This is a genomic window from Amycolatopsis sp. (genome assembly GCF_025464955.1).
GTDB lineage: Bacteria > Actinomycetota > Actinomycetes > Mycobacteriales > Pseudonocardiaceae > Amycolatopsis.
This window is the reverse complement of the sequence record NZ_JAODNM010000141.1, coordinates 11835-25241: the sequence shown is the minus strand read 5'-3', so window position 1 is coordinate 25241 and position 13407 is coordinate 11835. Positions and strand designations below refer to the sequence as shown.

The following is a 13407-nucleotide window of genomic DNA, read 5'->3' as shown; positions in this document are numbered from 1 at the left end:
TTGCGGAGTTGGTGGTCGCTAGACGAGAGGGTGGAGGGTGGCGAGTAGGTGGTCGGCGCGGCCGTCGGCGTCCTCGGACCGCAGTTCGGCCGTGGTGAACGAGAAGCCGAGGTCCGCGTCCGGCCACGCGCCGTGGCGGCCGCCTCCGGCGCCGGAGTGTCCGAACGCGACCGTCGCTGGGCCGTAGGTGCCGAGGTCGTCGGCGAGTTCGAAGCCGAGCCCGAACCGCAGCGGCCGGTCGTTGATCACGTCCGGGCCCGCCGACCACGTGCGGGTCGACGTCGCCAGCGTTGACGGCGAGACCAGGCCGCCGGTGGCCAGCAGGTCGTAGAGCTTCGCCATCGCCGGAGCCGTGCCGAGCGCCCCACCACCGGCGAGTTCGGCCCGCCGGTACTCATGCGTGTTCGGCAGGTCGCCGGAGTCGAGGATCCCGCGGTACATCCGCTCGACGATCGCCCGCCGGACGGGGTCGTGCAGGAACGTGCTGATCCGGTAGTCCGGCGCCTTCACCAGCCGCGCGACCCGGGCGTCCAGGGCAGTGGGCAGGCCCAGGTGGAGGTCCAGTCCGTACGGTTCGGCGAGCAGCTCCCGCGCCAGCGTGCCGACGCTGCGGCCGGTCACCCGGCGGAGGATCTCGGCGAGCAGATACCCATACGTCAGCGCGTGGTAGGCAACTCGCGACCCTGGCGTCCACAACGGACTCTGCGCTGCGAGCGTCTTCGCGTTGACGTCGTTGTCGAGTGCCACGAACTCGCCTTCGGGCTCCGGGTCCACATAGGGGAGTCCGACCGTATGGGACAGAACCTGGCTCAGTAGCACGTCCTGCTTGCCTGCCGCCGCGAACTCCGGCCAGTACACGGCGACCCGCTCGTCCGGGTCGAGCTCGTCCCGGTCGACGAGCATCGCCACCAGCGTGGCCACGATTCCCTTGGTCCCGGAGAACAGCACGATCAGTGAGTCCTCGTGCCAGGAAGGTCCGCCCCAGAGGCCGACGAGCACCTCGCCACGGCGAACAACGCTGAAAGCGCAGCCGCCGGCGGCGTCGGCAATCACGTCCGCAAAGACCTCGCGAACCGACTCGAATCCCCTGTGGACAGTCCCATGGACGGTCACAGGCGCGGAGTGTTGGCGAGGAGTTCGCGGGTGTACTCGTGGGTGGGCGAGGCCAGCACCTGTTCCACCGTGCCGGATTCGACGATCACCCCGTCGCGCAGCACCGCGATCCGGTCGGCGACGTGCCGGGCGAGCGCGATGTTGTGCGTGACGAACACCATCGCCATCCCCAGCTCCCGCCGCAACTCGGCGAGCAGCTCGATGATCGTGGCCTGCACCGAGACGTCCAATGCGGACGTGACTTCGTCGCACACCAGGACGTCCGGGGTGGTCACCAGCGCGCGGGCGATCGCGGCGCGCTGCCGTTCACCGCCGCTCAGCTCGTCCGGAAGGCGGTTCGCCAGCGCGCCCCCGAGCCGTACGCGGTCCAGCATTTCGAGGACGCGCTCACGTCGTCGTGCCCGCGGGAGGTCAGTGAGCCTGACCAGCGGGACTTCGACGGACTGCGCGATGGTCCGGCGCGGATTGAGCGACGAAAATGGGCTTTGGAAGACATATTGGACTCGTCGACGTTCCTCCGAAGTGCGTTTCGCCGTCTCCGTGGCCAGCGCGATACCGTTCAGCTCGATCGAGCCGGTGTAGCGTTCGGACAGTCCGGACACGCACTGCGACAACGTCGTCTTACCTGACCCGGACTCGCCGAGCAGCATCAGGCTTTCACCCGCGCCGACTGCGATGTCCACATTGCGCAGGACCTGGTGGTTGCCGTACGAAACGGACACTCCGCGGGCGGCGAGCAGCGGAGGGACCGCAGGACGTGGATCGGTATTTCCGCCGTCCGGGTCGGGCACGGCATCCAGCAGCCGCCGCGTGTACGCGTGGTGCGGGTGTCGCAGGATCTGCTCGGCAGTGCCCGTCTCGACGAGGTCACCGTGGTACATCACCGCGACCCGGTCGGCGATCGTCGCGACCACCGCGAGGTCGTGGGTGATGTACAGCGCCGCGACGCCGTGCTCTGTCGTCAGGCGACGGACCGTTTCGAGCACCAACGCCTGCGTCGTCACGTCGAGCCCGGTCGTCGGCTCGTCCAGTACGACGACACTCGGCCGGCACGCGAACGCCATCGCGATGCCGACCCGCTGCTGCTGACCGCCGGAAAGCTGATGCGGGTAGCGGCGCTGGTAGGTCTCGTCGGGCGGCAGGCCGACCTCGATGAGAACCTCGGCCACCCGCTCCGGCACGGACCCGGTGTAGTGGTGGGTTTCGAGGACCTCCGCGATCTGCAGCCCGATACGCAGGCTCGGGTTCAGCGACAGCGCCGGATCCTGCGGGATGTAGGCGAGCGTGTGCCCGCGCAGCTTCCGCCGGTCCACTTCGGATAGCGCGAGCACGTCGGTCGTGCCGCCTTCACGGGGACGTGCGAGCACCGTGCCGCCCTCGGCGTGCAGGCCGCGCCGGAAATGCCCGAGCGCGGCCAGCCCAGCCGTCGTCTTGCCCGAGCCGGACTCGCCGACGAGCGCTAGCACCTCACCGGGCTCGATGGCATACGAGACGCCATTGAGAACACGCTGTCCACTGTCGACAGAGACTTTCAGCCCGGTCACTACTAATGCCGCTGTGGTGCTCATGCCCGCCCCCGTCCGGCCGCGGCCGACGCCAGCGCGTCGGTGATGAGGTTGGTGCCCACGGTCAGCACCGCGATCGCCAGCACCGGCAGGAGCACGCCCCACGGCTGGACGACGAGCGCGATCCGGTTCTCGTTGATCATCAGGCCCCAATCCGCCGTCGGCGGCTGGATTCCCAGCCCCAGGAACGACAGTGACGCGATGTACCCGATCGAATAGGTCAGTCGCAGCCCGATCTCGACCATCAGCGGACCGGTGATATTGGGCAGGATCTCGCGCAGTAGGATCTGCCGTCGCGGGACGGCGTACATCTGCGCGGCCTTGATGTAGTCGTTGCCGCGGACACCTATGGTCGCCTGCCTTGCCACCCGCGCGACCCGGGGGGCGTGGGTGACCCCGATGACGATCACGAGCAGCCAGCCCTTCGGGCCGATCATCGCGATCGCCAGCAGCGCGAACACCAACTGCGGGAAGGAAAGCAGGACGTCGTTGCCTCGCATGAGGACACTGTCGAGCATGCCACCGCTGTACCCGGCGAGCATGCCGAGCGCGGCGCCGAGCACGATGCCCAGGACAGTCGCGAGGACGGCGTAGAGCAACAGCGTTGCGCCGCCATCGAGGAATCGTGACAGCACATCGCGACCGAGGCCGTCCGTGCCTGCGATGCCGTCGGCTTTGAACGGCTTGCCGGCGAACTCCGTGGCGTCGTATCCGGTGATCACCGGGCCGAGCCACGGCCCGAGGACCGCGACCAGCACGACCACACCGGTAAGCACCGTACCGATTTTCGCGCGCGGGAACGTCCACGCGCGACGGAACAGCGTGGCGGGCTTCGCCGGTGCTGGGAGGTTTGCCGGGACGTCGGTGACGGGCGGGATGTTCGTCGAAATCGCCGGCTCGGTCATCGGGGCACCTCGGTACGCAGCTTCGGGTCGGCCAGGATGCCGACGACGTCGGCGAGCAGGTTCACCACGATGTACACCGCGGCGATGAGCAGCGTAATGGCCTGGACCACCTGGACGTCGCGTTTGGTCACGGCGTCGATCAGCGCCTGGCCGATTCCGGGGTAGCGGAAGAGGAACTCGACCACGACGACCCCGCCGGCGAGCCACGCGAGCTGCAACGCGACGACTTGCGCGACCGGGCCGACGGCGTGCGGCAATGCGTGCCGCGTGATCACCACGCGCTCGGGAATTCCCTTGAGCCGGGCCATTTCCACGTAGCCGCTGTCGAGGACTTCGGTCATCGTCGCGCGCATCATCCTGGTGATGTACGGAGTGACGACCAGTACGAGCGTGAGTACCGGCAGCACCAGCTGGCTGGGGGAGTTCCACACCGGTTCGCCAGGCGGCGCCAGTGTCACCGATGGGAAGATCCGGAACACCGTGGTGGACAACAGGACGATCAACGCGACCCCGATGACGAACTCGGGCAGCGCGGCGATCACCAGGCTGATCCCCGAAATCGTGTGGTCGGCGGCTCGGCCGCGCCGGATCGCGCTCCAGGTGCCGAGGACGAGGCCGATCGGCGTGCTGATCACCGCCGCGGCCACCAGCAGCACCAGTGATGCGAGGATTCGTCCGCCCAGCAGCGAATTTACCGAGCCCTGGGTAGCTGTCGACGTGCCGAGGTCGCCGGTGAACACCCCGCCGAGCCAGTCGAGGTAACGCTGCCACACCGGCGCGTCGAGGTGGAGCTGGTGCTGTAGCGCGAAAATGCGTTCGGGGGTGGCCTGCTGGCCGAGGATCGCCCTGGCCGGGTCGCCCGGCAGCAGCAGGGTCGCGATGAAGACCAGGAGCGTCACCAGCCACAGCACGGCGAGGCTGACCAGCAGTCGCCGGAGGATGAGGCGTCCCATGTCAGGCCTTCCCGCTCGTGCCGAGCCAGACCTGGCGGAACTGGTATCCGCTCAGTGACACTCCGGTGCGGTCCGGGACGAGCCCAGCGACGTACACCTGGTAGGCGTCGACCTGGTTCATGAACCCCCAGATGATCAACCCGCCGCTGTCGTACTCCAGCCGCTGCGCCTGTTTCAGCAGCGCCGCACGGGCTTTCTCGTCGACAGTGCCGCGAGCCTGCGCGATCAGCTGCCCGAACTGCGGGTCGGCCCAATGGGTTTCGTTGTAGGGGGAGTCCGGCAGCGAACCGTTGGCGACCTGCGGGAGGTAGTTGCGCGTGTACCAGAAGTCCTGGGCGAAATCCCATTTCAGATAGTTGTCGCCGTAGAACGTGGTGGTGTCGACTTTGCGGATCCGGACCGTCACCCCGGCCGCCTTCGCCTGTTCCTGGAACACCTGCGCGGCTTCGACTGCTCCGGCCTGGATAGGCGCGGTGACGAGTTCGATGTCGAGGTTCGCGTGCCCGGCCTCGGCGAGGAGCCTCCGCGCGCCGGCGATGTCCTGACGTCGTTGCGGCAGCGCTGAGGCGTACGCGGGGTCGAACGGGGCATAGAGATCGTTGCCGACGCGGCCTTGTCCACTCAGGACCTGGTTGATCATCTGTTCGCGGTCGACTACGAGCCGCAGCGCCTGGCGAACGCGGACATCGTCGAACGGCGGCCGGTCCACCCGCATCGTGAACGGTAACCAGGTGCCGGTTTCGGAGTTCAGCACGCGAATGCGCGCGTCGCTACGCAGGACGTCGATGAGCGCGACCGGAACCTGGTCGATCGCGTCCACTTGCGACGACAGCAGCGCGTTGATCCGGGCGTCGTCGTCGGCGAAGTTGATCAGTGTGAGCTCGTCGAGGTACGGCTCGCCTCCACGCCAGTAGTACTCGTTGCGGGTGAAGACGCTTTGCAGGCCCGCGGTGAACGAGTCCACTTTGAACGGTCCGGTGCCGATCGGCTTCGCCGGGTTGAAGTCGGCGGGGATGATTCCGAGTGAGTATTGGCCGAGCAGGTCGTCGAACGCGGTCGCCGGGGCGTTGAGCCGGAACTCGACGGTGTTCGTGCCGACGGGCACGACCTCGGCGAGCATGGTCAGCGCCGCTGCTCCGCTCTTGGGGTCCTTCGGATCGGTGATGCGCTTGAAGGTGGCGACGACGTCCGCCGGGGTCATCGGGCGTCCGTCGTGGAAACGCACCCCGTCGCGCAGCACGGCTGTCCACGTCTTCGCGTCCGCGGACGACGTCACGGACGTGGCCAGCACCATCTCCAACTGAAAGTCGTGATCGCGGTAGAGCAGGGGTTCGTAGAGGTTGATCACCCGCGCGATATCCGGGTTCGTCGCCGGGATGTGCGGGTCGAGGGTGTCTGCCGAGCCGCCGCCGGTCACCCCCACCCGCAGTGTGCCGCCGCGGCGCGGCGGCCCCGTCGGTGCGGCCTGCGAGGCGCCTACCCCCGCTCCGCAGGCCGCGAGCAGTGGCGCTGCCGCGAGGAGCGCGACACCGCCGGTCGCGGCGGAGAGGAAACTCCGCCTGCTGAGAGATCCGTGGCTACTACATTCAGCGTCCGAGTTCATGGTGGGAGACTTCCGGCTCGGGGACCAGTCGGGATGTTCAGCTGATGGAGCGCCCCGCGTACTCGGGGGCCGGGCAGACGTAGGTGTTCAGCCGCGCGAGGACGGTGTCCGGAAACGGTGCGGATCTGGCGCCGTCGACATGCAGGGCGAGTAGTTCTTCGGTGGCGACCAGAGTGCCGTCCACCCGCATTTCGTGGCAGAACCTGACCTTCTTCGCCCCGGTCGAGATGACCGAGGTCGTGACGTGCAGTTTCGCGTCGGGATCCACTTCGCGGAGGTAACGTACGTGAGCCTCCACTGTGTACAGCGACGCGCCCGTGCGGCCGCGGTACTCCGCGTCGAGGCCGACGGCGTCCATCATCGCTGTGGTCGCGTCACCGAAAACGAGCACGTAGTACGGCTCGCTCAGGTGTCCGTTGTAGTCGATCCACTCAGGACGGACGGTGTCGGTGTAGGACAGAGTGCTCGTAGGACGGTGTTCACCCATGGCGTGTCTCTTCCACGGCACGTTGGACGGCGATGATCGCTCTGTCCCGTTCGGCGACCAGGTCGGCGATGGTTCGTCCGTCCGCTTCGGACTCGACGCCCGCGACCATCGCGTCGCGCAGGTCCTTGGTCAGCTCGGGGGCTTCCAGCCGGGTCCACGGCGACTTCAGCGAAGGTCCGAAGTGGTCGAGCATGTGGGCCATCCCGCCTTCGCCGCCGGCGAGGTGGAAGGTGAGGCAAGGACCCTGGGCGGGCCAGCGCAGGCCCGGGCCGTCGGTGATCGCGGTGTCGATCTGGTCGACCGTGGCCTCGCCGTTGGCGACCATGTGCAGCGCCTCGCGCCACAGCGCTTCCTGCAGCCGGTTCGCGATGAACCCGGGCAGCTCCTGGTCCATCTTGATCACTGACTTTCCGACGTGGCGGTAGAACTCGGCGGCCCACTCGACCGCCCAGGACTCCGTCAGCTCACCGCCGACGACCTCCACCAACGGAATGAGGTAGGGCGGGTTGAATGGATGGCCGACGACGAGCCGCTCTGGCGTGCTGGCGGCAACCTGCATCTCGGTCATGCTGTAGCCCGAAGTGGACGAGGCGATGACGACACCGGGCGGGGTGACAGCGTCGATGTCGGCGAGCAGCTTCTGTTTGAGGGAAAGGTCTTCCGGCGCGCTTTCCTGGACGAACCCGGCGTTGGCGACGGCTTCGGCCAGGGTCGGCGCGATCGTCAGATTGTCCATGCTGGCGCCTTCGGCGAGGCCGAGCGAGGTGAGCGCGGGCCACGCGGCGGCGACGAGCCTGGACAGCTTGTCGTCCGTGTCCGGTGAAGGATCCCAGGCGACGACGCGATAGCCACGGGCGAGGAAGTGTGCGACCCAGCCGCCGCCGATGACCCCGGCTCCCACACACGCGACAGTGTCCACAGTGTCCACGGTCGAAACGTCAGACATGCGCCAGCCCTTTCAGCTTCAGCAGTTCCCGGGCCCGCTCCGGCCCGGCGATGACGGCGCCGAGCCCTTCGACGATGCCGACGGCCCGCTCCACCAACTGGGCGTTCCTGGCTTTGACGCCCTTGCCGAGATAGAGGTTGTCCTCGAGGCCGACCCGGACGTGCCCGCCGAGCAATACGGACTGCGCGACCCAGGGCATCTGGTCGCGCCCGATCGCGAACGACGCCCACTGCGCGCCGTCCGGAAGCATGTTGACCATCGCCTGCAGCAGGCCGATGTCGGCCGGGGCGCCGTACGGGATTCCCATACACAGCTGGAAAAGTGGAGGCGGGTCGATGATGCCTTCGGCGATCATCTTGGTGGCGAACCACAGCTGACCCGAGTCGAAGATCTCCAGCTCGGGTTTGACGCCGAGCTCCTGGATCCGTTTCGCGCCGGTCCGCAGCATGTCCGGGGTCGAAATGTAGAGCTGGCTGCCTTCGCCGAAATTGAGCGAGCCGCAGTCGAGGGTGCAGATGTCCGGCAGCAGCTCCTCGACGTGGGGGAGCCTGTCCATGGCGTTGACCAGGTCGGTGCCGTCGACCGGCTTCAGCGGGTCCTCCTGGTCGATCACAAGGTCACCGCCCATCCCGGCGGTCAGGTTGATGACGACGTCGACGCCGCTGTCCCTCACCCGCTGCACGACTTCGCGGTACAGGGCGACATCGCGTGACGGGTCGCCGGTTTCGATGTTCCGGACGTGGATGTGCACCACCGCCGCGCCGGCGTTGGCCGCCTCGACCGCGTCGGCGGCGATCTGGGCCGGCGTGACGGGGACGTGCGGGCTGCGGCCGACGGTGTCGCCGGCGCCGGTCAGCGCGCAGGTGATGATCACTTCACGGTTCAAGGTCGTGCTCCTTGACGATCGTGTGGTCGATGAACTCGTTGAGGTGCCGTCGCATTTCCGGCACCGAGCTGCCCGGGCGGCCGGTCAGCACCTGGATGCCGAGACCGTCGATCAGCGCGGTGAGCTGCGCGGTGAGCTGGTCGGCGTCGACGCCTCGGAAGACGCCCTGGTCCTGGCCGGTCCGGATGGTCATCGCGATGGTCTGGTACCAGCGGTCGTAGGAGTCCCAGTACAGGGAACGGAGCTTGGGGTTGAGCGCCACCTCGTTCCAGACCTGCAGCCAGACCGACCATTCGGCGCGCAGGAGGCCGTCGGTGGGCAGCTGCAGCTCGACGAGCCGGAGCAGTCTTTCGTGGGCGCCGCTGATGGTGTGCAGCTCGGCGACCTGCCGGTCGAAGGCCAGCTTGACGTTGCGTCGCAGCGCTTCGTTGAGGACCTTCGTCTTCGTTGGGAAGTGGTAATGGATGGTGGCCGAACTGGTGCCGCAGGCCTTCGCGATGTCGGCGATCCGGACGCGGTGGTAACCGCGCTCGGCGATCAGTTGCCACGCGGTCTCCAGGATCCGGCGGCGCGGTTCGGAATGGGACAGCTCTTCCGGGCTGCTGACCGGCCGGGCCGCGGGCCGCGGGACAGCCGTCACGGTGACGGCGTCGTCGCTGCCGTTGAGCAACCAGTTGACCGTGACGCCGCAGTACTCGGCGACGCGGACCAGTTCGTGCGGCGAAAACCGGCGGGTGCCGCTCAGCGCCTTGGACAGTTTCGTCTCGTCGAGACCGATCGCGCCGGCGAACTCCCGCTGCGCTCCCGGCATGGCCCGGATGAGCTCGCGGACCCTTTTCCGCACGCCGTCCGTCTCGTCCATGCCCGAAGACGGTAGCCTCGACTTGCGATAATCGCAACGCCCAATTTCGACGTCTGCCCAGTCAGCGCGCCTGCGCGAACCAGTCGATCAACCTATCGGGGGCAGGGTGGCCTGGTTTGACCGCAGCAGGCGGCTTCCACATCCCGGGAACCGCGGCGGGGCTGTTGACACCGTTCGGCGGCGGACTGAACACTGCGAACATGAACCGCGGGACGCTGTTGGTGTGCCGCCTGCATGTCGACCTCCGGCAGCAGGCGAGCGCGGTCTGTCCGGGTTCCTGACCCACCACACCCTTTTCTGCCCCTTTCCCTTTCCAGGAGAAATCCGTGTCGATTTCCCTTGCCGGCGCTCAAACGCGCCCGAATACGGTGGCGGGGGAGCCCGGCGCCGCGGTCCGCAAGCGCCGGATTCCCGACCTGCGCCGGTGGATCAGCCCGCTGCTGCTGATCGCGCTGTGGCAGGTGACCAGCTCCACCGGGATCCTGCCGCCCGACAAGCTCAGTTCACCGTGGACAGTGCTGCAGGCGGGCGCCGAAGTTGCCCGCAGCGGCGAACTCGGCTCTGCGTTCGTTGTCTCATTAGGACGCGTCGCGGCCGGATTCGCCGTGGGAGCGACGATCGCGGTCGTGCTCGGCATCGCGTCCGGGCTTTCGCGCTGGGGGGAGGTGCTGATCGACCCGCCCGTGCAGATGCTGCGGACCCTGCCGTTCCTGGGGCTGATCCCGCTGTTCATCCTGTGGTTCGGTATCGGCGAGGAACCGAAGATCGCTTTGGTGGCGCTGGGGGTCGTCTTCCCGCTGTACCTCAACATCCACTCGGGCATCCGCAACGCGGACGACCAGTTGATCGAGGCGACCACCGCGCTCGGCTACACGAAGGCCGAGCGCCTCTGGCATGTGATCCTTCCGGGCGCGCTGCCCCAGGCACTCGTCGGCTTGCGGCTCTCGCTGGGCACTGCCTGGCTCGCCCTGATCGTCGGCGAAACGGTCAATGCCGACGCCGGGCTCGGTTACCTGATCAACAACGCGCGGGACTTCTTGCGTACCGACGTCGTCGTGGTCGGCCTGGTTGTCTACGCGGTTTTGGGGCTGACGACCGATTATCTGGTCCGGCTCCTGGAGAGAAGGGCTTTGCGATGGCGGGCGAAGTGACCAGTCAGGTCGTCGAGGTCCGCGGCCTGACCAAACGGTTCGGCGAACGGGTCGTTCTCGACGGGCTCGATCTGAGCATCGGCCATGGCGAGTTCGTCGCGCTGCTCGGGCGAAGCGGATCGGGCAAGTCGACGCTGCTCAGGGTGTTGGCGGGGCTGGACTCGGAAGTCGAAGGCGACGCGACGGTCAACGGAACGGTGTCCGTCGCGTTTCAGCAGCCACGACTGCTGCCGTGGCGCCGGGTGTGGCGCAACGTCGTGTTGGGCCTGCACGACGGCGGCAAACGTTCGGACGATCACGCGCTGGCGTCGCGGGCGTTGGAGGAAGTCCACCTCGCCGATCATGCCGACGACTGGCCGCGCACGCTGTCCGGAGGGGAAGCGCAGCGGCTGTCGCTGGCCAGGGCGCTCGTTAGGGAGCCGCGCTTGCTGCTGCTGGACGAGCCGTTCGGTGCGCTCGACGCGTTGACCCGGCTGGCCATGCAACGTCTGGTCGAGGACCTCTGGCGGCGACACGAGCCCGGCGTTCTGCTGGTGACGCACGACGTCGACGAGGCATTGGTGCTGGCGGACCGCGTCCTCGTCCTCGACGACGGACGCATCGTTTCCGAGTACACGCTCGCCGGACCCCGGCCGAGGCGGCTCGCCGACAACTTCGAAATACGCACGGAAGTATTGAGGGATCTGGGAGTGACCGAGAATGCGCATGCGTAACTGGCTGATCGCCCCGGCCGCGGTGGCCCTGGTGGCTGTGCTGACCGGCTGCGGCGCGTCGTCGGAGCCGACCGCGGCCGCGGCGCCGGCACCGGCACCGGTCAGCAAGGCCGACCTGGCGAAGGTGACGTTGAAGGTGGGCGATCAGAAGGGCGGGTCGAAAGCGCTGCTGACGGCGGCGAACCTGCTCGGCGACCTGCCGTACAAGATCGAGTGGTCCACGTTCACCTCCGGTCCGCCGCTGCTGGAGGCGGCGTCCGCGGGTGCGGTCGACATCGGCGCGGTCGGGAACACCCCACCCATTTTCGCGGCCGCCGCGAAGGCCAAGATCGCCGTCGTCAGCGCGTCGAAGGGCAACGTAGAGAGCGACGCTGTCCTCGTTCCGGCGGACTCGCCGCTGCACCAGGTTAGCGACCTGCGTGGGAAGACGATCGCGGTGGCGAAGGGGAGTTCGGCACACGGGCAGATCTTGTTGACGCTGAAGAAAGCCGGTATGTCCACAAAGGATGTCAAACTGGTCTTCCTGCAGCCGTCCGAGGCGTACGCGGCGTTCAACCAGCACCAGGTCGACGCGTGGGCGATCTGGGACCCGTACACCTCCCAGGCCGAGATCGAGTCGAAGGCGCGGGTGCTCACCGACGGGACCGGCATCGCGAACGGCTACGGGTTCGAGGTTGCCGGGACCAGCGCGCTCGCCGACGCCGGCAAGAACTCGGCGATCGCGGACTACGTCGTCCGGCTGGCGAAGGCGCAGGCGTGGGCCGACACCCACCGTCCACAGTGGGCACAAGCGTGGTCGAAGGAGACTGGGCTCGGGCTCGACGTCGCCAACAAGGCCGTCGACACCGGCCCGGACCTTCCGGTGCCGCTGGACAACGTCGTGACCGCGTCCGAGCAGGTACTGTCCGACGCGTTCACCGACGACAAGACCATTCCTGGCAAAGTCGAGTTCACGAAGTTCGTCGACAGCCGGTTCGCCGCCGGCCTCAGCGCGGTTCCGGGCAACGCAGGGAGCAAATAATGGGCGTCAAACTGCACTGGTTCCTGCCGACCACGGGCGACGGCCGCACGATCGTCGAGCGGTTCCACGCGAACCGCTCGCAGGGCCCGACCGCTCAGCGCGAGCCGACCATCGACTACCTCGCGCAGATCGCGCAGGCCGCCGAGCGCCTCGGGTTCGAGGGCGTGCTGACGCCGACCGGCACGTGGTGCGAGGACGCCTGGCTGACCACGGCCGCGTTGATCCGGGAGACGAAGACGCTCAAGTTCCTCGTGGCGTTCCGGCCCGGGGTCATCTCGCCGACGCTGGCCGCGCAGATGGCGGGTACTTACCAGCGGATCTCCGGCGGCAGGCTGCTACTCAACATCGTCACCGGCGGCGACACCGTCGAGCAGCGCCGGTTCGGCGACTGGCACGACCACGACGCCCGGTACGCGCGAACGGACGAGTTCCTCTCGATCGTGCGAGGCGTGTGGTCGGGTAGTCCGTTCGACTTCGAGGGCGAGCACCTCAGGGTTGAAGGCGCGACGACGTTGGCGGCTCCGGATCCGCTGCCGGAGGTGTACTTCGGCGGGTCTTCGTCGGCCGCACTGCCGGTCGCGGCTCGGCACGCGGACGTCTACCTCACGTGGGGCGAGCCGCCGGCGCAGGTCGCGGAGAAAATCGGTAAGGTTCGCGCACTCGCCCAGGCACAAGGCCGCAAGCTGCGTTTCGGCGTCCGACTGCACACGATCACGCGGGACACGTCGGCCGAGGCTTGGGCGGAGGCGCAGAAGCTGCTCGACGCGTTGAGCCCGGAGCAGGTCGCCAAGGCACAGAGTCAGCTAGCCGCCAGCGAGTCCATCGGCCAGCAGCGGATGGTCGCGCTGCACCGTGGCGGGTTGGACAAGGGCGTGCGCGGGCTCGAGATCCATCCGAACCTGTGGAGCGGGATCGGCCTGGTGCGCGGCGGCGCCGGCACCGCTCTGGTGGGCAGCCACAGCGAGGTCGCCGACCTGATCGAGGAGTACCACTCCCACGGCGTCGACGAGTTCGTGCTGTCCGGCTACCCGCACCTGGAGGAGGCGTACTGGTTCGGCGAGGGCGTCCGCCCCGAACTCGCCCGCCGCGGCCTCCTGTCCGACGTCCCGCTCCTCCGCCCCGCCCACTCCGCCGCCACCGTCTCCGCCCAGTAGCCCCACCGACGGCGTCGCACTTTTGCGCTTTTGTGGGGTACCCCGCGC

The 13407-nt window shown here is 68.0% G+C and carries 14 protein-coding genes; 5 read left to right on the top strand and 9 right to left on the bottom strand.

Going from position 1 to position 13407, the window contains the following annotated elements:
- Positions 1-18: 18 nt before the first annotated feature.
- Genes JWQ81_RS36860 through JWQ81_RS36820 form a run of 9 tightly spaced genes read right to left on the bottom strand, consistent with a single transcriptional unit; the run spans position 19 to position 9320 of the window.
- Positions 19-1113 carry a serine hydrolase domain-containing protein gene (locus tag JWQ81_RS36860; RefSeq protein ID WP_297549023.1) on the bottom strand — a complete coding sequence of 365 codons (1095 nt, stop codon included), beginning with the start codon at positions 1111-1113 and terminating at the stop codon, positions 19-21.
- Positions 1110-2681 (bottom strand): ABC transporter ATP-binding protein, encoded by a 1572-nt coding sequence (locus JWQ81_RS36855; RefSeq protein ID WP_297549021.1) that lies wholly within the window; start codon positions 2679-2681, stop codon positions 1110-1112. The genes JWQ81_RS36860 and JWQ81_RS36855 overlap by 4 nt, the downstream gene beginning before the upstream one ends.
- Complete coding sequence (locus tag JWQ81_RS36850; RefSeq protein WP_297549019.1) at positions 2678-3583, bottom strand: ABC transporter permease; 906 nt, start codon at positions 3581-3583, stop codon at positions 2678-2680. Before JWQ81_RS36850 ends, JWQ81_RS36855 begins: the two co-directional genes overlap by 4 nt.
- Entirely contained in the window at positions 3580-4536 is a 957-nt protein-coding gene (locus JWQ81_RS36845) for an ABC transporter permease (RefSeq protein ID WP_297549017.1), read from the bottom strand. Before JWQ81_RS36845 ends, JWQ81_RS36850 begins: the two co-directional genes overlap by 4 nt.
- Before the next feature lies 1 nt (position 4537).
- Complete coding sequence (locus tag JWQ81_RS36840) at positions 4538-6139, bottom strand: ABC transporter substrate-binding protein (RefSeq protein ID WP_297549015.1); 1602 nt, start codon at positions 6137-6139, stop codon at positions 4538-4540.
- Between the two features lie 37 nt (positions 6140-6176).
- The gene (locus JWQ81_RS36835; protein WP_297549013.1) at positions 6177-6626 is read right to left on the bottom strand and encodes a thioesterase family protein; all 450 of its coding nucleotides are present in this window, start codon (positions 6624-6626) and stop codon (positions 6177-6179) included.
- Positions 6619-7572: a 3-hydroxyacyl-CoA dehydrogenase NAD-binding domain-containing protein gene (locus tag JWQ81_RS36830; RefSeq protein ID WP_297549012.1), complete on the bottom strand. Its 954-nt coding sequence runs from the start codon at positions 7570-7572 to the stop codon at positions 6619-6621. Before JWQ81_RS36830 ends, JWQ81_RS36835 begins: the two co-directional genes overlap by 8 nt.
- Positions 7565-8458 (bottom strand): 3-keto-5-aminohexanoate cleavage protein, encoded by an 894-nt coding sequence (locus JWQ81_RS36825; RefSeq protein WP_297549010.1) that lies wholly within the window; start codon positions 8456-8458, stop codon positions 7565-7567. Before JWQ81_RS36825 ends, JWQ81_RS36830 begins: the two co-directional genes overlap by 8 nt.
- Complete coding sequence (locus tag JWQ81_RS36820; RefSeq protein WP_297549008.1) at positions 8448-9320, bottom strand: TetR/AcrR family transcriptional regulator; 873 nt, start codon at positions 9318-9320, stop codon at positions 8448-8450. Before JWQ81_RS36820 ends, JWQ81_RS36825 begins: the two co-directional genes overlap by 11 nt.
- A 116-nt stretch (positions 9321-9436) precedes the next feature.
- On the opposite strand from JWQ81_RS36820, the gene JWQ81_RS36815 reads away from it, so the two are divergent.
- From JWQ81_RS36815 to JWQ81_RS36795, 5 genes are all read left to right on the top strand, one after another.
- Positions 9437-9601 (top strand): hypothetical protein, encoded by a 165-nt coding sequence (locus JWQ81_RS36815; RefSeq protein WP_297549006.1) that lies wholly within the window; start codon positions 9437-9439, stop codon positions 9599-9601.
- Between the two features lie 87 nt (positions 9602-9688).
- Positions 9689-10471, top strand: a complete 783-nt coding sequence (locus JWQ81_RS36810) for an ABC transporter permease (protein WP_297549084.1) — start codon at positions 9689-9691, stop codon at positions 10469-10471.
- Complete coding sequence (locus tag JWQ81_RS36805) at positions 10456-11184, top strand: ABC transporter ATP-binding protein (protein WP_297549004.1); 729 nt, start codon at positions 10456-10458, stop codon at positions 11182-11184. The genes JWQ81_RS36810 and JWQ81_RS36805 overlap by 16 nt, the downstream gene beginning before the upstream one ends.
- Entirely contained in the window at positions 11171-12205 is a 1035-nt protein-coding gene (locus tag JWQ81_RS36800; RefSeq protein ID WP_297549002.1) for an ABC transporter substrate-binding protein, read from the top strand. The genes JWQ81_RS36805 and JWQ81_RS36800 overlap by 14 nt, the downstream gene beginning before the upstream one ends.
- Positions 12205-13359, top strand: coding sequence for an LLM class flavin-dependent oxidoreductase (locus tag JWQ81_RS36795; RefSeq protein ID WP_297549000.1), 1155 nt, complete (start codon positions 12205-12207; stop codon positions 13357-13359). The genes JWQ81_RS36800 and JWQ81_RS36795 overlap by 1 nt, the downstream gene beginning before the upstream one ends.
- Positions 13360-13407: the final 48 nt, after the last annotated feature.